This is a genomic window from Moritella yayanosii (genome assembly GCF_900465055.1).
GTDB lineage: Bacteria > Pseudomonadota > Gammaproteobacteria > Enterobacterales > Moritellaceae > Moritella > Moritella yayanosii.
The window spans coordinates 3923802-3948905 of the sequence record NZ_LS483250.1 but is presented as its reverse complement, the minus strand read 5'-3'; the positions used below and the strand labels follow the sequence as shown (position 1 = coordinate 3948905).

Annotated in this window: 23 protein-coding genes; 11 read left to right on the top strand and 12 right to left on the bottom strand. The window is 43.2% G+C overall.

Annotation, left to right across the window (positions count from 1 at the left end; genetic code table 11):
* Positions 1-20: 20 nt before the first annotated feature.
* Positions 21-947, bottom strand: a complete 927-nt coding sequence (locus MORIYA_RS18365) for a LysR family transcriptional regulator (RefSeq protein WP_112717549.1) — start codon at positions 945-947, stop codon at positions 21-23.
* A gap of 108 nt (positions 948-1055) precedes the next feature.
* Here MORIYA_RS18365 and MORIYA_RS18360 point away from each other — a divergent pair, with 108 nt between their 5' ends.
* Both MORIYA_RS18360 and MORIYA_RS18355 read left to right on the top strand, forming a co-directional pair.
* Positions 1056-1667: a LysE family translocator gene (locus tag MORIYA_RS18360; RefSeq protein WP_112717547.1), complete on the top strand. Its 612-nt coding sequence runs from the start codon at positions 1056-1058 to the stop codon at positions 1665-1667.
* Positions 1668-1804: 137 nt separating this feature from the next.
* Complete coding sequence (locus MORIYA_RS18355; RefSeq protein WP_112717545.1) at positions 1805-3094, top strand: alpha/beta fold hydrolase; 1290 nt, start codon at positions 1805-1807, stop codon at positions 3092-3094.
* On the opposite strand, the gene dsdC is transcribed toward MORIYA_RS18355, so the two are convergent.
* Both dsdC and dsdA read right to left on the bottom strand, forming a co-directional pair.
* Positions 3091-4035, bottom strand: a complete 945-nt coding sequence (gene dsdC, locus MORIYA_RS18350; RefSeq protein WP_112717543.1) for a DNA-binding transcriptional regulator DsdC — start codon at positions 4033-4035, stop codon at positions 3091-3093. The genes MORIYA_RS18355 and dsdC overlap by 4 nt on opposite strands.
* Positions 4036-4191: 156 nt before the next feature.
* The gene (dsdA, locus tag MORIYA_RS18345) at positions 4192-5520 is read right to left on the bottom strand and encodes a D-serine ammonia-lyase (protein WP_112717541.1); all 1329 of its coding nucleotides are present in this window, start codon (positions 5518-5520) and stop codon (positions 4192-4194) included.
* 325 nt (positions 5521-5845) lie between these two features.
* On the opposite strand from dsdA, the gene rsmE reads away from it, so the two are divergent.
* The 6 genes from rsmE (at position 5846) to MORIYA_RS18315 (ending at position 9957) form a co-directional block, all read left to right on the top strand.
* Positions 5846-6577 carry a 16S rRNA (uracil(1498)-N(3))-methyltransferase gene (gene rsmE, locus MORIYA_RS18340; protein WP_112717539.1) on the top strand — a complete coding sequence of 244 codons (732 nt, stop codon included), beginning with the start codon at positions 5846-5848 and terminating at the stop codon, positions 6575-6577.
* Positions 6578-6587: 10 nt separating this feature from the next.
* Positions 6588-7541: a glutathione synthase gene (gshB, locus tag MORIYA_RS18335; protein ID WP_112717537.1), complete on the top strand. Its 954-nt coding sequence runs from the start codon at positions 6588-6590 to the stop codon at positions 7539-7541.
* Positions 7542-7646: 105 nt separating this feature from the next.
* Positions 7647-8228 (top strand): YqgE/AlgH family protein, encoded by a 582-nt coding sequence (locus MORIYA_RS18330; RefSeq protein ID WP_112717535.1) that lies wholly within the window; start codon positions 7647-7649, stop codon positions 8226-8228.
* A 45-nt stretch (positions 8229-8273) separates the two neighbouring features.
* Entirely contained in the window at positions 8274-8720 is a 447-nt protein-coding gene (gene ruvX, locus MORIYA_RS18325; protein ID WP_112717533.1) for a Holliday junction resolvase RuvX, read from the top strand.
* A gap of 15 nt (positions 8721-8735) precedes the next feature.
* The gene (locus tag MORIYA_RS18320; RefSeq protein ID WP_112717531.1) at positions 8736-9260 is read left to right on the top strand and encodes a DUF2937 family protein; all 525 of its coding nucleotides are present in this window, start codon (positions 8736-8738) and stop codon (positions 9258-9260) included.
* A gap of 31 nt (positions 9261-9291) precedes the next feature.
* The gene (locus MORIYA_RS18315; RefSeq protein WP_112717529.1) at positions 9292-9957 is read left to right on the top strand and encodes a Rossmann-fold NAD(P)-binding domain-containing protein; all 666 of its coding nucleotides are present in this window, start codon (positions 9292-9294) and stop codon (positions 9955-9957) included.
* Positions 9958-9967: 10 nt separating this feature from the next.
* Here the strand turns inward: MORIYA_RS18315 and MORIYA_RS18310 are convergent, their stop codons facing one another.
* Entirely contained in the window at positions 9968-10915 is a 948-nt protein-coding gene (locus tag MORIYA_RS18310; protein ID WP_112717527.1) for a LysR family transcriptional regulator, read from the bottom strand.
* 294 nt (positions 10916-11209) lie between these two features.
* Between MORIYA_RS18310 and MORIYA_RS18305 the strand changes: the two genes are divergently transcribed.
* A complete protein-coding gene (locus MORIYA_RS18305) occupies positions 11210-12814 on the top strand; it encodes an isocitrate lyase (RefSeq protein ID WP_112717525.1) in 1605 nt (534 codons plus the stop codon).
* Between the two features lie 134 nt (positions 12815-12948).
* Here the strand turns inward: MORIYA_RS18305 and MORIYA_RS18300 are convergent, their stop codons facing one another.
* Positions 12949-14151, bottom strand: coding sequence for a hypothetical protein (locus MORIYA_RS18300; protein WP_174216943.1), 1203 nt, complete (start codon positions 14149-14151; stop codon positions 12949-12951).
* Between the two features lie 226 nt (positions 14152-14377).
* Between MORIYA_RS18300 and MORIYA_RS18295 the strand changes: the two genes are divergently transcribed.
* Positions 14378-15262, top strand: a complete 885-nt coding sequence (locus MORIYA_RS18295; protein WP_112717521.1) for a DMT family transporter — start codon at positions 14378-14380, stop codon at positions 15260-15262.
* Between the two features lie 157 nt (positions 15263-15419).
* A complete protein-coding gene (locus MORIYA_RS18290; protein WP_112717519.1) occupies positions 15420-16313 on the top strand; it encodes a DMT family transporter in 894 nt (297 codons plus the stop codon).
* A 78-nt stretch (positions 16314-16391) separates the two neighbouring features.
* Here MORIYA_RS18290 and cobO read toward each other — a convergent pair whose 3' ends face one another.
* From cobO to cobW, 7 genes are read right to left on the bottom strand one after another with little or no spacing between them, the layout of a single operon-like run.
* The gene (gene cobO / locus MORIYA_RS18285; protein ID WP_408632088.1) at positions 16392-16994 is read right to left on the bottom strand and encodes a cob(I)yrinic acid a,c-diamide adenosyltransferase; all 603 of its coding nucleotides are present in this window, start codon (positions 16992-16994) and stop codon (positions 16392-16394) included.
* A 44-nt stretch (positions 16995-17038) separates the two neighbouring features.
* Positions 17039-17656 carry a histidine phosphatase family protein gene (locus MORIYA_RS18280; RefSeq protein ID WP_112717517.1) on the bottom strand — a complete coding sequence of 206 codons (618 nt, stop codon included), beginning with the start codon at positions 17654-17656 and terminating at the stop codon, positions 17039-17041.
* Positions 17657-18199, bottom strand: coding sequence for a bifunctional adenosylcobinamide kinase/adenosylcobinamide-phosphate guanylyltransferase (gene cobU / locus MORIYA_RS18275; protein ID WP_112717515.1), 543 nt, complete (start codon positions 18197-18199; stop codon positions 17657-17659).
* The gene (locus MORIYA_RS18270; RefSeq protein WP_112717513.1) at positions 18196-18981 is read right to left on the bottom strand and encodes an adenosylcobinamide-GDP ribazoletransferase; all 786 of its coding nucleotides are present in this window, start codon (positions 18979-18981) and stop codon (positions 18196-18198) included. The genes cobU and MORIYA_RS18270 overlap by 4 nt, the downstream gene beginning before the upstream one ends.
* Positions 18978-20006 (bottom strand): nicotinate-nucleotide--dimethylbenzimidazole phosphoribosyltransferase, encoded by a 1029-nt coding sequence (cobT, locus tag MORIYA_RS18265; protein ID WP_112717511.1) that lies wholly within the window; start codon positions 20004-20006, stop codon positions 18978-18980. The genes MORIYA_RS18270 and cobT overlap by 4 nt, the downstream gene beginning before the upstream one ends.
* Before the next feature lie 34 nt (positions 20007-20040).
* The gene (cobN, locus tag MORIYA_RS18260; RefSeq protein WP_112717509.1) at positions 20041-23982 is read right to left on the bottom strand and encodes a cobaltochelatase subunit CobN; all 3942 of its coding nucleotides are present in this window, start codon (positions 23980-23982) and stop codon (positions 20041-20043) included.
* A complete protein-coding gene (gene cobW, locus MORIYA_RS18255; protein WP_112717507.1) occupies positions 23982-25082 on the bottom strand; it encodes a cobalamin biosynthesis protein CobW in 1101 nt (366 codons plus the stop codon). Before cobW ends, cobN begins: the two co-directional genes overlap by 1 nt.
* Positions 25083-25104: the final 22 nt, after the last annotated feature.

Here is a 25104-nt window from a genome sequence, read left to right as displayed (position 1 = left end):
CAATTAAAATCTGGTTATTGTTACTGACTCGGTACGCACATAGCGAGATTCAGTTGCAGCCAATTAATGAAGTTTCGCTGTAAAGTATCAGATTCACTGTCTTTAGCTAACAAAGTATTGCCTTGCTTTAATAAAACGTCATCTTGGCTTAATAAAATATAGTTGTACCCTGAGCGTTTAAAGCCAAACGGGGCAACTAAATTACCCCGTTCCAGATCATCCATGACTAAGGGGTATGAGCCTATCGCCGCCCCTAAGTTATCAACCACCGCTTGTAAGCAAAAATAGAAATGTGCGAATGTCTGTTCGCTTTGCACTTTCAGACGTTGTACTTTAAGGCATGATACAGCGTTACCTTGTAACCAATTATCCCAAGCCTGTGGGCGTGTTTGACTGTGTAATAACTTGATCTTACCCGCGTCATTTTGCACCTGTTGCCAATACTCAGGTGAAAAAACCGGCCCAACCCACTCTTCAACTAAGGGAGTCTGTTGGTAGTCATGCAATAGCGGAAAGTCATCCCGTCGTATCGCCAACGACAAACCATTACTACCGAGTATCACAGGGCCACCGGCTGTTGATAATCGCACATCCGCATCGATATTATCTTGATAAAAATAACTCAAGCGAGGCATTAACCAACGCATTGTTAATGTTGGCTCACACGATACTTCTAAGTGTTTATGCGTAACTTGAGTCACATGCTGGACACCTGCTTCCAAGGCATTAAATGCTTGTTCGGTATAACCAGATAACAGTTTACCAGCAGGCGTTAATTTCACATTTCGCCCGTCACGATAAAACAGGCTCACCGCTAAGTGAGCTTCTAATGTTTTGATCTGCTTACTCACCGCGCCATGGGTAATACACAGCTTGTCTGCTGCTTTGCTGTAACTTTCCAGCGCAGCTGCTACATGAAAAACATGGAATGCTTTTAAATGCCTCATTGGTGACTTTTTCTCACATATTTATTGAAATCTATTCGATTATAGCGAACCCATAATTCACCTACAATGCATGCTTATTAATAATTATGGATCATATAGGAAGTCGTTATGGAAGTATTTAGCCTGGCTATATTAGGCATATTAATCGTTATCAGCCCCGGAGCTGACTTTGTTCTCGTGTTAAAAACCAGTATTAACGATGGACGTAAAGCGGGGATTCTTACTGCACTAGGACTAAGCCTCGCCATCTGCGTTCACATCAGCTATTCAATGTTCGGCATCAGTTATTTAATCTCACAGAATGAATTTCTGTATAATATGATCCGCTATGCTGGGGCAGGCTATTTGATCTACCTTGGCGTCAAAGGTATTTACTCGGCGAACAGTCCACTAAATACCACGTCGACAGAACAACCGAAAAATAAAAACTGGCAATATCTCGCGCAAGGTTTTCTGTGTAATGTTTTAAACCCTAAAACAATGCTGTTTTTCTTAAGCGTGTTTAGCCAAGTGATCTCACCAGACTCAAATGATAATACCTACGCCTTCATCTACGGGGCTTATATGATTGCTTTACATGGCATCTGGTTTGCCATCGTCGCGATATTATTTACCTCTGCGGCATTACAAACGCGATTATTACGCGTTAGAAAACGATTGAATCAGCTATGTGGCGTTGGGCTTGTCAGCTTTGGCGCATTACTCGCGTTGAAATCATAGCAAGCAGATAATGCACATCCACCTCTAGTAATTAACTGAGGCTATTTATCCAGAGTTGATACCCGGCATTAATACTTAGCACTCATTTAAGGTTACAATAACCTATATCATTACCTTATTGCTAACAAAGGATTGCCATGAAAATTGATCTCATATTAAGCGGCTTAGTTGCACAAAAGCACACATTCACCTTGCCACTTGATTACAACAAACCTGACGGTGACACGATTGACGTATTTGTACGTGAACTTGTCGCCCCAGATAAACAAGATCAAGACCTGCCGTATTTGGTTTATTTTCAAGGTGGTCCAGGGTTTGGGGCGGTGCGTCCGATGGCAAATGGCGGTTGGATAAAACGCGCATTACAAGAATATCGGGTATTGCTGCTAGATCAGCGTGGCACAGGGTTATCTTCTCCAATCAGCGCGGTGAGTCTTGCCCACTTAACTGCCAATGAACAAGCTGACTACCTAACTCACTTCCGCGCGGATAATATTGTCCGTGATGCTGAAGCGATCCGCGCACAACTATCACCGTTTAATACCTGGAGCATCATCGGTCAAAGTTTTGGTGGTTTCTGTGTATTACGTTATTTAACCGCTGCGCCAGAAGGCTTAACACAAGCTTTCATCACTGGTGGATTACCATCACTGACACGCACTGCAGATGAGGTTTATCAAAAAACCTATAAACGCGTTCAAGCAAAGAATAACGACTTCTTTAGCCGTTTTAGCGATGCGCAAGAGCTTGTCACTGCATTAGCAACACACATTACCGAACACGATACTTACCTGGCGACAGGTGAAAAACTCACGGTTGAAATGCTGCAACTACTTGGCGTTAACCTAGGCATGGAAGAAGGCCCAGAAGCGGTTTATTATTTACTTGAACAAGCGCTTATCACGACGCAAAAAGGCACCCAAGTTAACCCTCTGTTCTTGGCTCAGTTTTGTCAGTTCCTTGATTACAATACCAACCCAATTTTTGCCTTACTGCATGAGTCTATCTATTGCCAACAGCAAGCGTCCGATTGGGCTGCACATCGCGTTCGCGCAGATTATGCTGAATTTAATTATCAAGCGGGTCAGCCCTTCTTATTCACTGGCGAAATGATCTACCCGTGGATGTTCGAGCAATTTAATAACTTGAAACCACTGCAAGCAGCGGCGCAACAGTTAGCGAAAAAACAAGATTGGTCAGATCTTTACGATCTTGAGGTACTTAAAAATAACCAAGTACCCGTGGCTGCAGCAATCTATAGCGAAGATATGTATGTTGAAATGCAATACAGCCTCGAAACAGCGGCACGCGTTAACAACCTTAAATATTGGTTAACTTCAGAGTTCGAGCACAATGGTATCCGTATGGACGGTGATAAAGTACTGAGTAAACTTATCGACTTAAATAAAGGTATTATTCTGCGCTAATAACGGGACTGTTGCTCAGCCTGTTGCTGTAACCAGTCTAATAACACCTTCACTCTTGGATTAGGGGTAATGTCTGCGCTATATACGGCATGATATTGATAGGTTGCAGGGCTAATGAGTGCCGGAAAGGGCGCGATTAACTCACCACTACGCAAATGTTTATCGACTAATCGTTTACGCCCGATTGCCAAGCCAGCATGATTCATCGCGGCGACCATCGCCAGATCAGAACGGTCAAAACTCAAACCGCGATTATAATTCACCTCACGGACCTGATGGCGCTCTGTCCACTCTAACCATTCCGCATTATAAGCGGCTTGTGGCCACGCCTTACAATCATGCAATAAGCTGCAATTGCGAATATTTTCGGGGTTATCAATAAGGTCGTGTAACTCCGCATAAGCGGGAGAGCAGACAGGTGTAACCTCCTCAGACATCAATTCGATGTTCGATAATCCAGGAAAGGGACCTGATGTATAATAGAGTGCGACATCAATAAACTGGGTATGAAAATTAATATCGTCATTACCGGTGAGAATATCCAACTGAATAGCCGGATATTGACGATGAAAATCATGGATCCGAGGCACCAGCCAACACAGTGAAATAGAAGGACGGGCATAGATGGTCAGACGACCGGATAATTCATTGCTGCGAATATCATTTAACTCTTCATCCAGTGAATTAAACAACCGCTCGCAACTGCGGCATAATCTCGCGCCCTCGCTCGTCAATTTCAATTGTTTATGCAAACGATGAAACAGCTTAAAGCCGAGTTCTTGTTCCAACTTGGCAATACGATGACTAACCGCGCTGGGGGTGATAAACAGCACCTCAGCCGCTTGCGTAAATGAACTGTACTGCGCCGCTTTGACAAAGGTATCTAGGTTAGCTAATTGGCTACCGTTAAATTTTTTATGACTGCCGAATGTTAGTTCCATAACTTCATACCCAAACTCCTTCAAGATGCTATATCAGAGACTCGCTGGGATATCAGAACAAGGCTCAATATGCAGATAATAATTATTCCTTTTGCAAATATTGTAACGCAGTACTGTTATTCGAGCGAGCCTCCCGTAGGGTAAGCGAAGGAAGGATCAATGTTTAGCTTGCTGTAAGTAGGCTGTCATTTCCGCCTCTGGCACCATGCCACCACCGGTTGCCCACACCAAATGTGTGGCATTAGCCAAACTATCACTCAGTTGCATCCGTTCAAGATAGTCTGAATTGGTGACCACATGCATAATACCCGGCATACCAGCCAGTGCAGAAGGTTCAAGCTTAAGCTGCTCAGTATCATGAACTAGCCCTAATAACTGATACATGTCAGCATCCGTTAACGTAATATAGCCATCTAACATACGCTCCATGGCTTTACCAATAAAACCCGAAGCACGACCGACAGCAAGACCATCGGCAGCCGTGATATTATCAATACCGAGATCCTGAACGGAGATCTGATCATGCAGGCCAGTATAAACGCCTAATAACATACACGGCGAATGCGTCGGTTCGGCAAAGATACAATGCACATGATCGCCAAAAGCCAGCTTAAGGCCAAAAGCGACCCCACCCGGGCCACCGCCCACACCACAAGGCAGATAAACAAAGAGCGGATGCTCGGCATCAACAATAATATCTTGCTCAATAAACTGCTGCTTTAATCGCTCTCCGGCAACCGCATAACCCAAGAACAAGGATGTCGAGTTTTCATCATCAACAAAATGACAGAATGGATCTTGTAGCGCTTCTTCACGACCGTGTTCGACCGCAATACTGTAGTCAGATTCATATTCAATCACATTAACGCCATGACTTCGCAGGCGATCTTTTTTCCATTGCCGCGCATCCGCAGACATATGCACACTAACCTGAAACCCTAAGCTGGCCCCTATAATACCAATAGATAAACCTAAGTTTCCGGTTGAGCCAACTGCAATTTTATACTGGCTGAAAAATGCCCTGAATTGCGCTGAATTAATCTTACTATAATCATCATCTAAACTAAGTAGACCTGCTGAAATTGCCAGTTTTTCGGCATGCTGCAGAACCTCATAAATGCCACCCCGCGCTTTAATTGACCCCGATATCGGTAATTGAGAGTCTAACTTGATCATCATACGACCTGGTAATGACGTCTGATAGTAATCGCTCAGCGCCGCTTGCATAGCCGGGATCGTCTGTAGCGGTGATTCAATAATACCGTTACTTTGCTGTGTCTCAGGAAATGCCTGACAAAAGAAAGGCGCGAAACGCAGCAAACGTTTACTCGCCTCCTGCACATCAAGGGCAGTTAAACCAACATACGGTAAGGCTTCGGCATAACTCGTCACTTTAGGATTAAACCAACTCAGAGGTTTAAGATCTATCAGTGATTCCAACAATGGAAATTCATTTATTAATTGTATGTTTCGAGTCTGATTCATCATATGCCTTAACTACACAGTAAAATAAAAAGTAAAATACCGACCATCACAGAGCCAATATAAGACGCTTCAGCTTGTCACTTACACGCTTCATAACTTATTCTTTTCAATGTAACGAGTATGCATCGACCCCGCTTAAACGAACAAAGGATCAATTTTTAACCTTAGGATGAATCTGACGATGCCAGTAATGAGACTAAGATCACCCTGGCTTATTACGGCCCCAAACAACTTTTTTATTTGTTAACGGATAAATTTCATCAGCAAATTAAAAAAGTGGGTATAATCATTTTATTAACTACATATTTAAATAAAGGTAAACAGCATGCGTCATCCTCGCATCTTCGAATCCGGCGAATTAATCGTGGGTTCTAGCTTTGAATTATCACCAGACGGCGCAGGCCACGTGGGTCGTGTATTACGTATGATTACAGGTGATACGCTAACTTTATTTAACGGTAAAGGTGGCCAATACCATGCCACAATTGAACAGACCACAAAAAAATCGGTGACCGTTCACATTGACGAATTCCAAGATATCGACAGTGAATCACCACTCAAGATCCACCTTGGTCAAACAATATCTCGCGGCGACAAAATGGATTTCACTATCCAAAAAGCTGTCGAGCTGGGTGTAACAGCCATCACCCCACTGTTTAGTGAACGTTGTGGTGTTAAGATCTCTGGTGAACGCTTAGAGAAAAAAGTACAGCAATGGCAAAAAATTGTCATCGCTGCTTGTGAACAAAGTGGGCGTAATTTCGTACCACAAGTATTAGCACCAAAACAGTTAAAAGACTGGGCAGCAGAAGACACGACTGAATTAAAACTGAACCTGCACCCACGCGCAAAATACAGCATTAATACCTTACCCGAGCCTAAGCATGGCGTGCGTTTATTAATTGGTCCTGAAGGCGGTTTATCTGCGGATGAAATCAACATGACAGAGCAATTTAACTTTGAAGAAACGTTATTAGGCCCTCGAGTATTACGAACAGAAACAGCAGCATTAACAGCGATCACCGCACTACAATGCCGCTTTGGCGATTTAGGATAGGATAAAGAATATGACAATTAAACTTGGCATCGTGATGGATCCCATTGCAGACATCAACATTAAAAAAGATTCTAGCTTTGCAATGTTAATGGAAGCGCAAAACCGTGGTTACGAACTTTTCTACATGGAAATGCAAGATCTATCTATGCTTGAAGGCCGTGCATATGCTTCGTCTCGTTCATTAAAAGTACAACAAGACCCAGCATGCTGGTACGAACTAGGTGAAGAAACTAACCATCTTCTATCCGATCTTGACGTGATATTAATGCGTAAAGATCCGCCGTTCGATACTGAATTTCTTTACGCAACTTACATGCTTGAGCGTGCTGAAGACGAAGGCACATTAATCGTGAACAAACCGCAAAGTCTACGTGATGCCAATGAAAAGCTATACACAGCATGGTTTAATGAATTCACGCCAACAACACTAGTAACACGTCGTAAAGACAAATTACGCGCATTCCACAAAGAGCACAAAGATGTGATCTTAAAACCTCTTGATGGTATGGGCGGCGCATCAATTTTCCGTCTTAACGAGCAAGATAAAAACGTCAGCGTGATCATCGAAACACTGACTGAACACGGAACGCGATACTGCATGGCACAAAAATTCATTCCAGAAATTAAAGATGGCGACAAACGTATCTTAGTGATTGATGGCGAACCGGTACCATATTGCCTAGCACGTATCCCAGCAAGTGGTGAAACGCGCGGTAATATCGCGGCTGGCGGTCGTGGTGTCGCACGCCCATTATCAGACAGTGATTGGAAAATTGCCAAAGCAATAGGGCCTAAATTAAAAGAAAAAGGCTTAATTTTTGTTGGTCTAGACGTGATTGGTGACAAGCTTACTGAAATCAATGTAACGAGCCCAACGTGTATCCGCGAAATCGAAGCTGCCTATGACATAAGCATCACAGGTATGTTGATGGATGCGATCGAAGCGCGTTTAAACAAAGATTAATTTATCCGCAGCTCTTAAATAAATCATAGCTTATAGTGAATTCCACCGCTTAAGCTATGATTTTCTGCCATAATAAACTCACCGCTAACAACAGAGGATAGGCTTATGGACTCTTTACAAGATCACTTCCTTATCGCAATGCCGAGCATGAAAGATGGCATTTTCGAACGCGCTGTTATCTATATTTGTGAGCATAACGCCGACGGTGCGATGGGGATCATCATCAACCTTCCCGTCAACATTTCTATCGACGAGTTATTATCACAAACAGTCATAGCAGATCTCGACGATGAGACTGCTGCACCAGCAGAACCGAAAATAACCATCAATGAACGGGTATTTAAAGGTGGTCCTGTATCTGAAGATCGTGGCTTTGTATTGCATACTGCCTACCCAGGGTTTAGCTCGAGTTTACAAATCAATGATGACTTGATGATCACCTCATCACTTGATGTATTAGCAACACTTGGCACCAACAAACAACCTGACAATTATATTGTCGCGTTAGGTTATTCCGGTTGGACGAAAGGCCAATTAGAACAAGAAATAGCTGACAACAGTTGGCTAACCATTAATGCAGACGAAAATATTTTATTTAACGTGCCCGTACACCAACGCTGGGAACAGGCCGTGCAGAAAATAGGTATCGACGTCAGCCAATTATCGAGTCAGGTAGGTCACTCTTAATATATACCAAGCTACTTGGGTATAAAGGACCCTACGGAGAAAAATATGAGTAATGCAGAAAGCGGACAACGAACCCTGCTTGGTTTTGATTTTGGTACTAAAAGTATTGGTATCGCCGTTGGTCAAGAGATCACAGGTACAGCACGCCCGCTTGTGGCTTTTAAAGCCAATGATGGTATTCCAGATTGGGATTTAATCGAAAAGCAAATTAAAGAATGGCAACCGGATCTTGTGATCGTCGGTAAACCATTAAACATGGATGGTACCGAGCAAGAGATCACCAAACGTGCGACTAAGTTTGCTAATCGTTTAACGGGTCGCTTTAATGTCAAAACCGAAATGCATGACGAACGCTTAACAACCAAAGATGCCAAAGCACGTTTGTTTGAAGAAGGTGGTTTTAAAGCCCTACAAAAAGGCGCCATTGATAGCGCTTCCGCAATGGTGATCTTAGAAAGCTGGATGGAAGCACAATACGGTGCAGAGCTATAACAGGACACGCACAGCATGACGTTTATTAATGGTTTACTACAACGCTTATTATTCACTTTTGGCGTCATGCTATTCATGCAACTACCGCAATTTATTGATCATTACAGCCAGCAACTTTCCGGTTATTACCTCGCCCAACAAAACCAACTACAACAGTTTCAATTAATTGCCGATAGCAACTTTAATGGTCAGCTCGACACTCTCATTGCCGATTTTAATGCCAGTCCAGCTCCCGCCGTGCAGCAAGTGGGTAAGCAGGTACTCACATTACAGCAAGCATTGCCCGTATTAGCGAGTGATTTGGCGATCCTAACAGAAGGTAGTTATATAAATAAGCTCACTTATTTTGTTACTCGCATAGACAGTAAATTAGCTGAAAATACCTTATCACTGTTCACACCTGGCATACCATTAAGCCAAGCTGCAATAGTGACGGGATTAATTGGCGGCATAACCTTAAATCTACTTTGGCTATTCAGTTTAAAACTACTCTCACTGATTTTTTACCGCAAGCATACCCAGACTAAAAAATCTGTTTAACAAAAAATGGAATGATAAATAAGGGAACACTATGAAAAACGTCATTATCGTCGGCGCTACAGGGGCAACAGGTAACCAACTCATGCAGCAGTTACTCAATGATGTGACTATTGAGAATATCTATGTCGTCCATTATCGACCGACACCGTTTGAGCATCAAGATAAAGTAACGGAGATTATTATTGATTTAGCCAATTTTGATGATTTGGTAATTACCGTAGATAGTGACGCTGAGATTGACTGCGCTTATTGTTGCCTTGGGACCACACGTAAAAAAGCAGGATCATTAGCGGCATTTAGACAAGTGGATAAAGACTACATTGTTAACTTTGGCACTTGGGTAGCAAACCATACTAAAGCACAATTACATGTCATTAGCGCTGTTGGTGCCAACGCTAAGTCTGCCAGTGGTTACTTACAAACTAAAGGCGAGACAGAGCAATTATTACGTCAGTTACCGCTATCAGCACTATACCTTTATCAACCTACCCTATTACACGGAAAACGTGATGAATTTAGATTAATAGAAGCCGTCGCTTATTATCCACTGGCGATAATATCTTTGTTACCTTTTACGCTATTAAAGCAGCAAAAACCGATAGCCATTGAGCAACTTGCGAATGCTATGTATCAACTGAGTCAGCAAGTAACAAGTGGCCATCACGTTATCAGTAGCTTAGAGATCCAAGAGTACTGATTGCCAGCCCCTATTCATTGTCAGCACGCAGCTCCGTTGCCGCTTCAAGTACCAACTGGCGGAACCAAATATGGCTAGCGTCATGATGCAGCAACGGACTCCAGATCATTTTCAATTCAATATTCGGGATCGGGAATGGCGGTTCAAGCAAAGTATAGCAACTGTTGTTTTTATGAATGAGTGCTGCCTGAGTCGGTAATGTCGCGATTAGCTCATCTTGTAGCGCCAGTTGCATCGCGACATTATAATTACGGGTAAATACTGTAATATCACGTTTTTTACCTAAGCGATTGAGTGCTTCATCAACCCAACCTAATTTTTGTACATCGTTTGGGTTCATGCCGACACCTACACCAAAACCAGTCTTCGATACCCACACATGTTTTGAGGCTAAGTAATAATTCAAATTAAACTTATTTACGATCGGGTTATCTGCATTCATCATGCAAGTAAACGAATCATGCCACAGTGTTTTTTGATAAAACGATTGCGGTAATTCATCAAAGCGATTAATCGCCATATCAATCTTGCCTTCCTCAACATCATGAAAGGTCACATCCGACGGTGTCATTATATCCAACGTCATGTTTGGCGCTACTTTGCTTAACTTACTCAGTAAACGCGGGACCAGAGTCGACTCAGCATAGTCACTGGCCATAATACGAAAAACACGTTCGCTACTTTGATCAAATTCTTTTTCTTCTTGTAAGGCTTCTTCGAGTTCCAGTAGTAACTTTCTGATCACAGGGGCTAATTTACGTGATTTTTCAGTCGGAGTCATACCATTAGAGGTACGTACTAAAACAGGATCATTAAGCAAGGTACGTAATCGACGCAAACCATTACTCATTGCCGGTTGAGTAATGTTAAGCATACTTGCAGCACGTGTTACGTTTTTTTCACGTAATAAAACATCGAAGTAAATCAATAAATTAAGATCAATCCCTGATATATTCATAAAATAAATACCCACAATAAAAAATTAATAAAGCAACATTAACCCAATGATTTAGCCACTTACATTAAGTTAAGCTTGTTCGTAAATAACAATTGTCACCAGAATACACCATAAATAAGTGAAATTAACCGTCTCGAGTATTCACGATGTGAATGGTGACTATAGAAATTATAAACTAACTAAATATTAATTGAGCGTTTAATATTTACTCATCAAAACGCAAACGAATAAAAGGCTTTAGTCGCTGCGTTTCAATTTAATTAATCATCACTTGATCACTGTAAAGGATTTGCTATGTCAACATACAACAATGATATCGATTCAGTTGCCACACTAAAAGCTGAACAAGGTTCTAAATGGGCTGCTATTAACCCAGAATATGCCGCGCGTATGCGTACTCAAAATCGTTTCAAAACTGGTCTTGAAGTGGCACAGTTTACTGCTGATATCATGCGTGCAGATATGGCGGAATACGACCAAGATTCTTCACAATATACGCAGTCTTTAGGTTGCTGGCATGGTTTCACAGCCCAACAAATGATGATGGCTGTTAAACGTCACGAAAAAACCACCAAGAAAAGCTACGTTTACCTTTCTGGTTGGATGGTTGCGGCACTGCGTTCTGAGTTTGGTCCGTTACCAGACCAATCAATGCACGAAAAAACCTCGGTACCGGCACTAATCGAAGAAATTTATACGTTCCTACGTCAAGCAGATGCACGTGAACTCGATATCTTATTCAACGAATTAGATGATGCCCGTAACAACGGCGGTGACGTAGTCGCAGCACAAGCCGCTATCGACAACCACGAAACACATGTAGTGCCAATCATTGCTGATATCGATGCCGGTTTTGGTAACGAAGAAGCAACGTACCTCCTGGCTAAGAAAATGATTGAAGCCGGTGCATGTTGTATCCAAATTGAAAACCAAGTATCTGATGCTAAACAATGTGGTCACCAAGCAGGTAAAGTAACGGTTCCACACGAAGATTTCCTAGCGAAAATCAACGCGGTACGTTATGCATTCCTTGAATTGGGTATCGACAACGGTATTATCGTGGCACGTACTGACTCATTAGGCGCTGGCCTAACGCAAAAAGTGCCGGTATCACAAACGCCAGGTGACTTAGCATCGCAATACAATGCATTCCTAGAAACAACACCAGTTGAATCTGCAGCAGACGTTGCCGAAGGCGACATGATCATCAAGCAAAACGGTAAATTAGTGAAACCAACCCGTTTAGCATCTGGTCTGTATGCATTCCGTGAAGGCACCGAGATTGACCGCGTGGTACTTGATTGTATCGTTAGCTTACAAAACGGCGCTGATTTATTGTGGATTGAAACTGAAAAACCACACGTAGGTCAAATCGCTCACATGGTTAACGAAGTACGTAAAGTGGTTCCTGATGCGAAATTGGTTTATAACAACTCACCATCATTCAACTGGACGCTTAACTTCCGTCAACAAGAATACGCAGCATGGGTTGAAGCAGGTAAAGATGTATCAGCCTACCCAGACCCAGCAACAGACCCACGCGGCCTGATGGATGAGAAGTTCGATACGACAGAACTTGCCCTTGCAGCAGATAAGAAAATACAAACGTTCCAAGCGGATTCAGCACGTGAAGCGGGTATCTTCCATCACTTGATCACATTGCCGACTTACCATGAAACCGCACTGGGTACAGATATTCTTTCTGAAGGTTACTTCGGTGAACTGGGTATGCTTGCATATGTACGTGATATTCAACGTAAAGAAATCCGTCGTGAACAGGCTTCTGTTAAGCACCAAAACCTAGCGGGTTCAGATATTGGTGATGCTCATAAAGGTTACTTCTCTGGTGATAACGCGCTTAAAGCTGGCGGCGAAGACAACACCATGAACCAGTTCTAATAATCGTTAGACACGCATTGTTTTAGAATGATTTATTCGTTAAAATAAAAAGTCAGTTAATATGAAAAAACCAGCTTCGGCTGGTTTTTTGCTTTCCCCCCTCCTTTACTTTAAGGGGAGGGTTAGGGAGAGGTCTATTTATCTTTCAGCAACAATATCCGCGCTTCAAAGTAATCAGGGAAAGTACGATAAGTATTAATATAGTCATCCCAGTTTTTAAAATAACCACCTAAATAGTCCAGCTGATATTGGTTGTTTTCAAATGCACCACCCGTGTCTGCTAATACCGTTAATCGACTTTCGCCATCATGAGTGAGCATGATCAACTTACCTAAACCTAAATGCGCTAGATCACCTGCAACTGTCACTAACGGATAAACTGGGATCTTATAATTAGCATCTTTACCGTAGCCCATTACAGAGTTCGTTTTCTTGAAGTACCAGTAACGACCTTGTTCTTCTTTCTTTAGATTACGCTGATAACCAATGCCGTTATTACGATGTACATTAAAAAACTGGCTAGTGATCTCGCTACTATCGTCACTGGTACTCTCATTATTAGTAATGTCGACTTTTACTGTGCCTTGCATTAATGAGTCTTCTAAATCGTAACGCGACAACCACACCATAGGGTTGGCTAATTTATCTTGATCTAAAATACCCGTAATTACATCCTGTTTAGTAAATTGATGGCGAGTCAAACCTAGTTCAGCATTAGCTTGCTCAAGCGTTAGATCTTTTTCATCATTCGGAATGGCATATAACGCATAAGGGGTTTCAGGGGTTTGCTTCGCCGTTCCTTTCGCTAGTTTAATATAATATTTGGTCAGTAAAATTTTATCGTCAGGCATGTTTTTTAACAGCGGTTTATTTTTGGCAAAGCCCTGCGCTTGCTTTTTATCTGGCATCCAGCGGATCACATCAAAATGTTGGACAATAAACTCAGCGTCCATCAAACGGCTTGGCGCACCGGTTAATTTATCTTCTTGCTCTATTTGGCAAATAAAATTGAGAGTGCGTTTTACTCGTTCTAAATCACCACCAAATTGCGCCGTCATGCCAGCGGTAATAATACCGGGATCGTAATCTTTACCTAAGCCAAGATAATCCACCGTGCCTTTAGCAACACTACAGAGCTCGGCGGTAGATGGTGTGACCATCTTGCCAATAGCAGGACTTTTTTCTAGTTGGTAAATACGCTTTGCAGATGATGTTACTGCCGCACCAGGGTTTAAGTTAAGCTTTATGTTTTGGTGACTAACAGTTGCAGTACTCGCATAAGTACTCCAGGCCACCAGCACATTCATGGTAAAGAGAAATAAAGCACTAAATTTCATTGTTTTATAAATCTCGCTGTCATTGGTCGCTATAAAATAATAGTCATGGTGATGAATAGGCTTAATTGTTTACAAGTGTGCATTTATCACCCCGATGTAAATCTAACCATCAAATTACAAACACAAAACTGTAATGCAATTTAGACAAAATATAAACTCTAAGACGAGTAATTTACACTTTATTGACACCTGCAACCCCATACAAAATTAATTAAGGTAACCATCAATGCACTTTTTAATCATTACAAACTTGGTATGGGCTTTTTCATTTAGCCTTATCGGCGTTTACCTGGCGGGTCAGGTTGATGCTTGGTTCTCGGTACTATTCCGCATTGGCTTAGCCATGTTGGTATTTATCCCATTCTTAAAATTGGGCAATTTATCGCGTACTACAATGGCTAAAGTCATGGCCATTGGTGCTTGTCAGCTGGGTATTATGTACGGATTTTATTATCAATCCTTCTTGCTACTATCTGTACCTGAAGTGTTGCTGTTTACCGTATTTACCCCGATTTACGTGACCTTAATTGATGATTTATTACATTCTCGCTTCAACCCTTGGTATTTAATTACTGCGATCATCGCGGTATTGGGTGCAGTGGTCATTAAATATGCCGGTATTAACGAAGGTTTCGTCGTTGGTTTCCTCGTAGTGCAAGGTGCGAATATGGCCATGGCGATTGGCCAAGTGGCTTATAAAAAACTATCTGAAAACGAATTAAAAGATGTGAAACACAGTGAAGTATTTGGTCTGTTCTATATTGGCGCATTCCTGGTTGCCGTTGTCGCGTTCATGTTACTGGGCAGCACAGAAAAAATGCCGACGACTACTACACAATGGGGGGTATTAACTTACCTTGGTATTATCGCATCCGGCTTAGGTTATTTCATGTGGAATAAAGGCGCATGTTTGGTGAATGCCGGTACGTTAGCAGCAATGAATAACGTGCTAGTACCATTAGGTTTACTGGTTAATCTGGTGATTTGGAACCGTGATGCCGACTTAGTCAAACTGGCGTTAGGCGGTGGTATCATTTTGCTATCACTGATATTTAACGAAACCGTGGGAAAGCAAAAAATAAAACAAAAAGAATTAGCGCAACAAGGCTAATTGCTTAATGACTTGAATCTAGCAATACCCTAGGTGATTTTTGTATACATATGAAATTATCTAGGGTAACCACCCCTCCAAACTTTAAAAAATGAGTACTTTTCAATAACGCCGTAATCTCTGCTACAATCGCCTTTTTACACGCGAGCAGATCTCCATGTACTTTTTACTCCCGCTATTCACCGTTATCATCTGGTCAGGCAATTCAATTGTTAATATCTTATCGACCAATGTCATCGCTCCCGAAACTATTTCCTTCTATCGCTGGTTTATTGCCTTAATGACGCTTACGCCTTTTTTGATCAAACCGGTATGGAAAAAACGCCACGCGATTAAACCCTATTTAACTAAATTAGCATTCCTGGCATTACTGGGCATGGCGATTAACCAATCCCTCGCCTACTTTGCAGCAGCGACCACGACAGCAACACATATGACGCTGATTTTTGCCTTAGTACCGTTATTAAGCTTAATATTTAGTGTGCCATTACTCGGAATATCATTGACTAAAAAAGCATTGATCGGCGCGGCTATTTCAATGACGGGTTTGGTGTATATGTTAAGCCACGGTAAAATTAGTAACTTACTGTCTGAGGGTATTAATATCGGTGATACCTACATGCTGATTGCAGCCAGTAGTTACGCCCTTTACGGGGTTCTACTCAAACGCTGGCGTCTGCCGTTTAATAACTGGATAGCGCTGTATGTGCAGATGGTATTTGCCGTCATCATTTTATTACCTGTACTTACGTATAACGGCCAAGTTAGCCTGAGCAGTGAATCATTACCGTTAGTATTGTATGCGGCGATCCCAACCTCGATATTAGCCACTTGGTTATGGATGCAGAGCATTCACCATCTCGGCGCAGATAAGACCTCCATGTTCATGAATTTATTGCCGGTATTTACCGCGATCATGGCGACCTTCATTCTCGATGAACAGCTATCAAGTGAGCAGTTCATCGGTGGTGCATTGGTATTGGCTGGGGTAATCATGACCCAGTTAAAATCCAAGAAACCAGCAACGAAAGTGGTAACGAACCCGTCTTAGTCGAGCACTTATATCAAATAACCCCCAAGTAATAACATCACTAGGGGTTATATCCACTAACCAATAATCTAATTCAAACTACCAATCAACGCCTTTTCTAATTTTAATTCCAGCTCTGAATGCATGTTTGGTATCTTGAATATCACTGACGGTGTCAGCCATTTCAATTAACTCAGCACTGGCTCGGCGGCCAGTGACAACCACAGATTGCTCGCGTGGGCGGTTCTTTAATGCATCAAGAATTTCGTCTTTTGGCAAGTAGTCATAACTTAACATGTAAGTGAGTTCATCCAGCAATACCACGTGAATATCTGGGTCTTTTAAAAACACTTTAGCCTGTTCCCATACGATTTTTGCGGCGGAGATATCGACTTCTCGGTCTTGGGTATTCCAGGTAAAACCAGTGCCCATCACCGCAAAAGGTACACCAAGTTTTTCTAACAGGTTACGCTCACCGCAATCCCATTTACCTTTAATAAACTGCACCACTGCGGCTTTATAACCATGACCGACACAGCGCGTGACATTACCAAAACCCGCGGTGGATTTACCTTTACCATTCCCCGTGATCACCAACATAATACCGCGCTCTTCTTTGGCTTTTTCGACGCCTTTTTCAACCTTGATTTTACGGTTTCGAGATTTACGTAAATGCTTTTCTACTTCGGTCATTGCTGTCATTATTTTACCCTTCCCTGTCATTCTATTTGCTTTGGCAATGTTTGCTATTTTGAATCTGCAACTTTATTGGTGTAACACAATTGCGGAAAGTGTTCACCTTCGTGGGCGAATACACTGATGTGGCTAATGCTGGCATAATCAATTTTAAGCCGCTGAAATTGTACGCCTTGCAGATAATCTATTTTTAAACACCACGCGATTAACGTGCGGATCACGCCTGAATGCACAAACAATGCAATACGCTTGCCTTGGTGCTGTTGTAATACACTCAGTAATGCAGTTTCAACACGTTGTGAAAAGTCCGCTAATGACTCCCCATTCGGCGGCGTATTGTTACCCGGGTCAATAAAGAAGTTGTGCATGTCTTGCGGAAAGTCATTGTGCAAATCCTGATAAGAACGGCCATCCCAATCACCAAAATCAAACTCAGCAAAGTCAGATTTAATATGCACAGGCAATTGTTGTTGCGCTGCTATGTATTCAGCGAATAACGCACAACGCTGTAAGGGTGACGAGATCATCACATCAATATCAGTAAGATTGGCGCTATTGCCAAGCATTTGTTGCCAACCTAATTCAGATAACTCCGGATTGGTACGGCCTAATAATGCATTACGGATCTGCGGTTCACCATGACGCATTAAATACAATTCAGTCTGCATCTAACCCCCTTTCAATGCTAACGGTAACCCTGCTACTACTAACGTCGCTTTATCAGACACCTTCGCTATCGCTTGGTTTAACCAACCAGCATGATCAACAAAACTGCGGGACAATGCCCCCATTGGCACAATCCCACTGCCGACTTCGTTACTGACGATCACACAATCACCCTCGAACGTCGTTAACGCAGTGATAAACGCCTGACGCTGTGATTCAAATTCGGCAAAATTCTCAGAACAAATCCAATTGCTTAACCACAAGGTCATGCAGTCAATCAGTACCACAGCATTGGTGCCCGATAGTGTTTGCAAACAACTCGCCAGTTGCAAAGGTTCTTCCACCAGCAACCAATTCTGATCACGACGTTGCTTATGCAGGTCAATGCGTTGTTGCATTTCATCGTCGTAAATGGTGGCAGTGGCGAGATAAATTAATTTTTTAGCCGGGCTTTGCTTACCAGGGCTTTGGCTTAATTCACCCGCGAGGGTTTCAGCATGGACACTCTTGCCCGAACGAGCACCACCAATGACTAAATGGATCATCCTTGTAGTCCTATAATTAATACCATATAAATTAATAGCTCACTGAGTTGCTGCGCTAAACCAAGTAAATCACCGGTAATACCACCCACTTGTTTATGCACAAAATGACGGAAACAAAACACAAAAATCACTAATACAAACAACATTGGCAAGATTAGTTCAGGCCACAGTAACAGAGGTAATAGACCCAGTATTAAGCTGATCACCAAATCACTATTGTGCTTAGGTTCCGCGACAGATTTAGATTTAGTATCCGCAGTTTCACGCACATATGGCGAGATAAACATCATCACAGTTGCTACCGTCCGACTGAGCGGATGGGCAATAAGCAATGCCAACATAATACTGTTATAACTAGAGACACTGATGCTGCTATAACTCAATAACAACGCAAATTTAAGCGTTAATACAAACCAGATTGCGATGGAACCGTAACTGCCGACTCGTGAGTCTTTCATGATCGCGAGTTTCTGTTCGCGCGTCCAACCACCACCGAGTCCATCAGCCGAGTCCATCAGACCGTCTTCATGAAACGCACCAGTAAGCAATACTCCAGTAAGCATGGCAAACAAGATGGCAATTTCGATACTGAAATAGAGCTGAGTAAAGTAATATACCGCGCTACAACAACCGCCAATTAACCAGCCCACCACCGGAAAATAACGACAAGATTGATTTAGCTTCCTGGCACTAAAATCTAAATTAGCGGGCACTGGAATACGAGAAAAGAATCCCAATGCCAACCAAAATAGTGCTAACTCAACTTTGAGTCGATTCATCATACCGCGTCAATACCTGCCGCTGCAAAGCTCGCCATATCATTATAAAAACTAGCGGCCGCTTGTAATAATGGATAAGCCAACGCCACACCTGTGCCTTCACCTAAACGTAGATCTAACGTCAGCAGTGCATCAACATTAAGGTGCTTAAGCATTAATTGATGACCTTGCTCTTGGGATTGATGGCAGAACACCATGTATTGCTGGCAATTAGGCTCTATCATCACCGCTAACATTGCTGCAGCAGTGGTAATAAAACCATCAACTAGGATGATACTTTGACGCTGCGCCGTTGCTAACATAGCACCGGTTATCTGCACAATTTCAAAGCCGCCAACATTGGCCATGATATCCATCGCAGTATCAAGTTTACCTTCATGTAATACCATTGCCTGTTTAATCAACGCGACTTTCTTAGCATAAGCTTCATCACTGATGCCGGTACCACGACCAACACAATCTGCAACAGGTAACTTAGTAATGGCAGACATGATCGCCGCCGCAGACGAGGTATTACCTATGCCCATTTCACCAAAACCTAATACATTACTGCCATTATTCAAATGTTTAATCGCCACATCAGCACCAAACTGTAAACCTTGCTCAACGCTGGCTAATGTCATCGCCGCTTGTTGAGTAAAGTTAGCCGTGCCATTTCCTAGTGATTGCATGGTTAAGCGTTCATCCGTCACCGGTAATAAAATACCGGCATCGATCACGTCCATGGCGATTTGGTTACTGCGACAAAAACAATTGATTGCCGCGCCACCGTTGAGAAAATTCAGCACCATTTGCTGCGTCACCGCTGACGGCGCAATACTGATACCTTCTTCGGCAATGCCATGATCACCAGCGAACACCAGTATCGTTGGCTGCTTAAGGCTGATCGTGTCTTTGCCCGTGATAAGCGCTAATTGCAGCGCTAGCGATTCTAACGCCCCCAATGCGCCCGGAGGTTTGGTTTTATTATGGATCTTGTTCTGAATAAATTCTTGGTCAGTGCGATCCAGCGTTTTAACATCAAACATACGGTACCTTTCATCCCTGTAAATAAAATCTGTTTTAATTCGAGCTTTCTTGTTTGGCATCGAGCTCTAACAATAACGATTGTAACTTACCACTGTAGTCACCCGGTTCCTGCCATAATCCCCGTTGCGTTGCTTCTAATAATCGCTCGGTCATCTCCTCTAACGCATTAACATTATGTTCCAGCATAAAGGCTTGGTTTTCTTGATCAAAAATTAATGCATCCGCCACTTTTTCATATTGATAATCATCGATCAAATTGGTTGTCGCATCATAAGCAAACATATAATCAATACTGGCCGCCATTTCAAACGCGCCTTTGTAACCATGTTCACGCATCGCGGCAATCCATTTCGGATTTAATACCCGAGAACGAATAACCCGGTTTAATTCTTCTTTTAAGGTTCTGATCTTGGGCATTGACGGATTAGAGTGATCGTTATGATATACCACCGGCATTTCATTTTTTAACACCCTAACTGCATTGGTCATGCCGCCCTGAAACTGATAATAATCATCAGAATCCAATAAGTCATGTTCACGGTTGTCCTGATTGTGCATCACCACATCAAGTTGCGATAAGCGATTTTCAAAGGCGTCTCTGGCAACCACACCATCAACATCCTCGGCAAGACTGCCGTAAGCATAGCCGCCCCAATTCAAATAGGCATCAGCCAGATCTGATTCTTGTTGCCAACAACGTTCATCAATCAGTCCCTGTAAACCGGCACCATAAGCCCCGGGTTTGCTGCCAAATACTCGATAGGACGCTTGGCGTTTTGCGTCAGCTTCGGTCAGGCCTTGCGCAGATAACTCTTGTACTCGCTGCTTAATATTTTGTTGAATGGTATTTTGTGCACCGGGATCGTCATAATCCGCTAATGCCAATACCGCTGCATCAAACAGTTTCATCACATTGGGAAAAGCATCGCGGAAAAATCCAGAGACCCGCAACGTCACATCAACACGAGGACGACCTAATAATGCACAGGGAATGATTTCAAAATCGATAACCCGTTGCGAACCTGGTGCCCAAATGGGTTTGATCCCCATGAGTGCAAATGCCTGGGCGATGTCATCACCGCCAGTACGCATAGTGGCCGTACCCCAGACCGATAACCCTAGTTGTTTAGGATAATCGCCATGTTCTTGTAAATGGCGTTCAATAACAGCTTGCGTTGACCGTTGGCCAATTGCCCATGCGGCAGGTGACGGTATCGAGCGATTATCTACCGAGAAAAAATTACGGCCCGTCGGTAACGTATCTAATCGACCTCGGGTGGGTGCGCCACTCGGTCCAGGCTCCACAAATAAACCAGCTAAGCCATCTAACAAGGCTGAAATTTCATTCTCAACACTTTGTTCTAACGCTGTTAATAAGGTGTTTTTGACGTAAGTCAACTGCTGCATGGTGCGTGGCAACGCTGTCATTAAACTATTATATTTATCGGTCGCAATGGTCGGTGCAATTGTCGCTTCATTCACTAATACCAGCTCACTGACTAACTGCATGGCGAGCAGTTCTAGACGTTCATGGGTATCAAACTCTGTTCGCCAACTGTCATCACTGAGATCAGCTAACAGCGATGGTTTCGCCCCTTGCCAAACATCACTACTGGCCGCCAACGGATCAAATATCTCACCCGCTTGTTGTAGATTAAGATCTAACGCCAGATTATGTAATATGCCCTGACTGTGATGCTCTTTACCGCGTGGTAACCGTAACAGGGCCACGATGGTATCGCTGAGTTTATCCGCTTGCGGTAATACCCCAAGAATATGCAAACCGTGACGTATTTGCGCTTCTTTGATGTCACATAAATAAGTATCGAGTTCAGCAAACATGTCATCGCTGCTATCACTATCACCATAACTATCACTATTACCACCGAGCTCTTCGGCGACATGCGAGTTCTTCACCGCATCTACGATCGCCTCACGCAACCAAAGTTCGCGTGGTTCATCCATGCCCATGGCTTGGTAATATTCATCCACCAGCCCTTCAAGTTCAGCCAGTTCGCCATAGACTTCCGCGCGGGTCATCGGCGGCATTAAATGGTCGATAATCACCGACTGAATACGCCGCTTAGCCTGTGCGCCTTCCCCCGGATCATTAACAATAAAAGGATAAAAGTTCGGCATCGGCCCCAATACCAGATCAGGCCAGCACGTCTCTGATAATGCATTACCCTTGCCCGGTAACCATTCTAAATTACCGTGTTTACCCACATGAATAATGGCATCCACTTGATAGCTATGACGTAACCAAAAATAAAATGCCAAATAACTGTGTGGCGGAATTAAATCGGGATCGTGATAATTAGCGGCTAAATCAATATTAAACCCCCGCGCGGGCTGAATTCCCACAAAGGTTTGGCCTAAGCGAATACCGGATAGCATTAAGCGACCGTCCCGATATTTAGGATCCTGCTCTGGCCCACCCCATTTATCCAAAATAGCCTGTTGATTCTCAATCGGTAACTGTTGTAGATACTGCATATATTCATCAACCGCAATACTTTGCCAGCAACCTAGATGGTGCAAAGTATCTGGATTGTTAGTAATAGAGCCGAGTAACTCATTGATCAGCGCAGTGCCATTTTCAGGAATATTATCGACCGGATAATTAGCCGCGGCTAACGCCGTTAAAATATTCACCGTTGACTCGGGGGTATCTAAACCAACGCCATTACCAATACGCCCATCTTTGGTGGGATAATTAGCAATAATCAAGGCGATGCGTTTGTCTTGATTGGCTTTTATCGATAACTGACAATATTTAAAGACCAAGGTCACCACAAATTCTGCCCGTTCGCGGTGTAACTGATATTTAACAATGGCGGTTTGACAGCGCTCACTAAAATTAGCGGCGGTTTTAAAGCTTACCGCCCGGGTCTGAATACGGCCATCCATTTCTGGCAATACCACTTGCATAGCAATATCACGACTGCGTAAACCTTGTTTGTAATCCAGCCAATCTTGTTCGGTACTACTGGATAACACTAACTGAAATACTGGAATGTTAAGGCTAAACGGTGAAATGAATGAGCTAGGTTCAGCGCTTAAATCGGGACTAGCGGCGCGGTTACAAGAAAAACCAGTGGTATTGATGATCACTTTCGCTTGAGTCTGTAATAATAACTCATTCACTAGGCCAATAGATTCATCATCTTTCAATGATTGGATCGCAATCGGTAATGGCAACATGCCCTGCTGCTCAATACAATCGATTAAACCATCAAACATCGCGGTATTGTCACTTTGTAAATGACTGCGATAAAACAGCAATAAACAAATAGGTCGATCTGATTCACTCACATCAGCGCGATCCGAGACTTGCTGCCAACGCTGCTGCCAATCATTCAAACTGACTTGTTGATACGATTTGTTATCATGTCTTAGCGCTGCCTGTATCGCTTTGGGCATATACAACATGCAATTTGGCAGCACTTGTGGTGGCCGCCATGCATAATTGTGGTTGAGGTATTGGCTGGCCAGATAATGATACAGGTTGTTTATATTGACTTCGCCACCCTCTCGCAAATAACGCCACACTGCAACCGCGTCATCACGAGCGACACTTGATGCCGAAAATAATGCCTCATCAGCTGTATCATCACCCGGCACTATGATTAATTGGCGAGGATTTCTGACCGAACCCGCCGCTAACCATGCCTGTAATTGCGCAAAACCATACTGCCAGTAATTTTCGCCGCCCAATAAAGACACCACCACCACTTTAGCGTGATCGAGTACTTTATCTTGATAGAGATCGAATGCGGCAGGTTTTAATAATTGCATCCAGTTAGCTAACCGGATGGAGGGGAAATCAGGGGCTAATGCTTCAGCGGCACTGGCCAGTGCCGCCAATGAACTATCGGCAGCTGACAAAATAACAATGTCCGCCGGTGATTGCTCAAGATCAATGATACCTTCGTCATCGGTGAAACCACCGGGTTGTGCCGCCAATAAATGCATTAGGCAGTTACAGCATCATCGGCGCCAATAACGGCTTGTTGCAGTGCACTTTCCAGCACCTTACGGTCAAGATTTTTACCAATCACCACTAACTGAGTCTGACGTACTTCATCGCTATTCCACATCCGATCAAAATGCACATTAAGGCGTTCACCCACTGCTTGTAGTACCTGACGCATAGGTTTACCCGGTAAGGCCGCAAAACCTTTGGCCCGGAAGATATTATGCTCGGTTAATAATTGCGTTAAGATCTGCTGTAAACGCGGACCATCCACTTCACCAAACGTCAACACAAAAGAATCGAAGTGGTCGTGAGCGTGGTCGTGATGTGCGCCATGCGCATGATGATGATCATGATGGTTATGCAGATGATCAATTTGCTCTTCTGCCGCCGAATCTAAACCCATGATAACGTCTAGGGCAATGTCACCATTGTCGACATAAATGGTTTTAACGGCATCGGGAACCCGGTTAGCGACCACAATTTTAACCTGTTCACGCTCAGCGTCGGTCAATAAATCGTTTTTACTGACCAGCACTAAGTCTGCCGCACTTAATTGATCATCCAGTAATTCTTGTAAACTTGGATCGTGATCTAAGCTTTCATCAGCCAAACGCTGTGCTTGTACCTTGTCGGTATCATTGGCAAAACGACCCGCAGCCACAGCCGGGCCATCAATCAGGGTGATCACCGCATCGACCGTACAATATTGCTTTATTTCCGGCCAGTTGAATGCCTGAACCAAGGGTTTAGGTAATGCCAAACCACTGGTTTCAATCAGAATATGGTCGATATCATCACGACGTGCGACTAACTCTTTCATCACAGGTAAAAATTCTTCTTCTACCGTACAGCAAATACAGCCATTGGCTAATTCATAAATACCGTTCTTGCCCTGCCGTTGCGGGGTCGATTCATCGTCACAATCGAGTGGGCAACTGCGTAATAAATCCGCATCAATATCCAGTTCGCCAAATTCATTAACGATAACTGCGATACGTTTGCCCGCAGCTTGTTTTAAAATATTAGAAAGTAAGGTGGTTTTACCACTGCCAAGAAAACCGGTAACTACGGTAACGGGGATTTTTTTTAATTGCATGTATAGCTCCAAACTGCCATGT

What these genes read in the sequence shown, in the direction of transcription:
- cobO (WP_408632088.1), bottom strand. Translation starts at nt 16,994, where the DNA reads ATGACAGCAATGACCGAAGTAGAAAAGCATTTACGTAAATCTCGAAAC.
- cobN (WP_112717509.1), bottom strand. Translation starts at nt 23,982, where the DNA reads ATGCATTTATTGGCGGCACAACCCGGTGGTTTCACCGATGACGAAGGT.
- ruvX (WP_112717533.1), top strand. Translation starts at nt 8,274, where the DNA reads ATGAGTAATGCAGAAAGCGGACAACGAACCCTGCTTGGTTTTGATTTT.
- cobW (WP_112717507.1), bottom strand. Translation starts at nt 25,082, where the DNA reads ATGCAATTAAAAAAAATCCCCGTTACCGTAGTTACCGGTTTTCTTGGC.
- MORIYA_RS18290 (WP_112717519.1), top strand. Translation starts at nt 15,420, where the DNA reads ATGTACTTTTTACTCCCGCTATTCACCGTTATCATCTGGTCAGGCAAT.
- cobT (WP_112717511.1), bottom strand. Translation starts at nt 20,006, where the DNA reads ATGTTTGATGTTAAAACGCTGGATCGCACTGACCAAGAATTTATTCAG.
- MORIYA_RS18300 (WP_174216943.1), bottom strand. Translation starts at nt 14,151, where the DNA reads ATGAAATTTAGTGCTTTATTTCTCTTTACCATGAATGTGCTGGTGGCC.
- MORIYA_RS18270 (WP_112717513.1), bottom strand. Translation starts at nt 18,981, where the DNA reads ATGATGAATCGACTCAAAGTTGAGTTAGCACTATTTTGGTTGGCATTG.
- cobU (WP_112717515.1), bottom strand. Translation starts at nt 18,199, where the DNA reads ATGATCCATTTAGTCATTGGTGGTGCTCGTTCGGGCAAGAGTGTCCAT.
- rsmE (WP_112717539.1), top strand. Translation starts at nt 5,846, where the DNA reads ATGCGTCATCCTCGCATCTTCGAATCCGGCGAATTAATCGTGGGTTCT.
- MORIYA_RS18305 (WP_112717525.1), top strand. Translation starts at nt 11,210, where the DNA reads ATGTCAACATACAACAATGATATCGATTCAGTTGCCACACTAAAAGCT.
- MORIYA_RS18355 (WP_112717545.1), top strand. Translation starts at nt 1,805, where the DNA reads ATGAAAATTGATCTCATATTAAGCGGCTTAGTTGCACAAAAGCACACA.
- MORIYA_RS18310 (WP_112717527.1), bottom strand. Translation starts at nt 10,915, where the DNA reads ATGAATATATCAGGGATTGATCTTAATTTATTGATTTACTTCGATGTT.
- MORIYA_RS18330 (WP_112717535.1), top strand. Translation starts at nt 7,647, where the DNA reads ATGGACTCTTTACAAGATCACTTCCTTATCGCAATGCCGAGCATGAAA.
- MORIYA_RS18365 (WP_112717549.1), bottom strand. Translation starts at nt 947, where the DNA reads ATGAGGCATTTAAAAGCATTCCATGTTTTTCATGTAGCAGCTGCGCTG.
- MORIYA_RS18295 (WP_112717521.1), top strand. Translation starts at nt 14,378, where the DNA reads ATGCACTTTTTAATCATTACAAACTTGGTATGGGCTTTTTCATTTAGC.
- MORIYA_RS18360 (WP_112717547.1), top strand. Translation starts at nt 1,056, where the DNA reads ATGGAAGTATTTAGCCTGGCTATATTAGGCATATTAATCGTTATCAGC.
- MORIYA_RS18280 (WP_112717517.1), bottom strand. Translation starts at nt 17,656, where the DNA reads ATGCAGACTGAATTGTATTTAATGCGTCATGGTGAACCGCAGATCCGT.
- MORIYA_RS18315 (WP_112717529.1), top strand. Translation starts at nt 9,292, where the DNA reads ATGAAAAACGTCATTATCGTCGGCGCTACAGGGGCAACAGGTAACCAA.
- gshB (WP_112717537.1), top strand. Translation starts at nt 6,588, where the DNA reads ATGACAATTAAACTTGGCATCGTGATGGATCCCATTGCAGACATCAAC.
- dsdA (WP_112717541.1), bottom strand. Translation starts at nt 5,520, where the DNA reads ATGAATCAGACTCGAAACATACAATTAATAAATGAATTTCCATTGTTG.
- dsdC (WP_112717543.1), bottom strand. Translation starts at nt 4,035, where the DNA reads ATGGAACTAACATTCGGCAGTCATAAAAAATTTAACGGTAGCCAATTA.
- MORIYA_RS18320 (WP_112717531.1), top strand. Translation starts at nt 8,736, where the DNA reads ATGACGTTTATTAATGGTTTACTACAACGCTTATTATTCACTTTTGGC.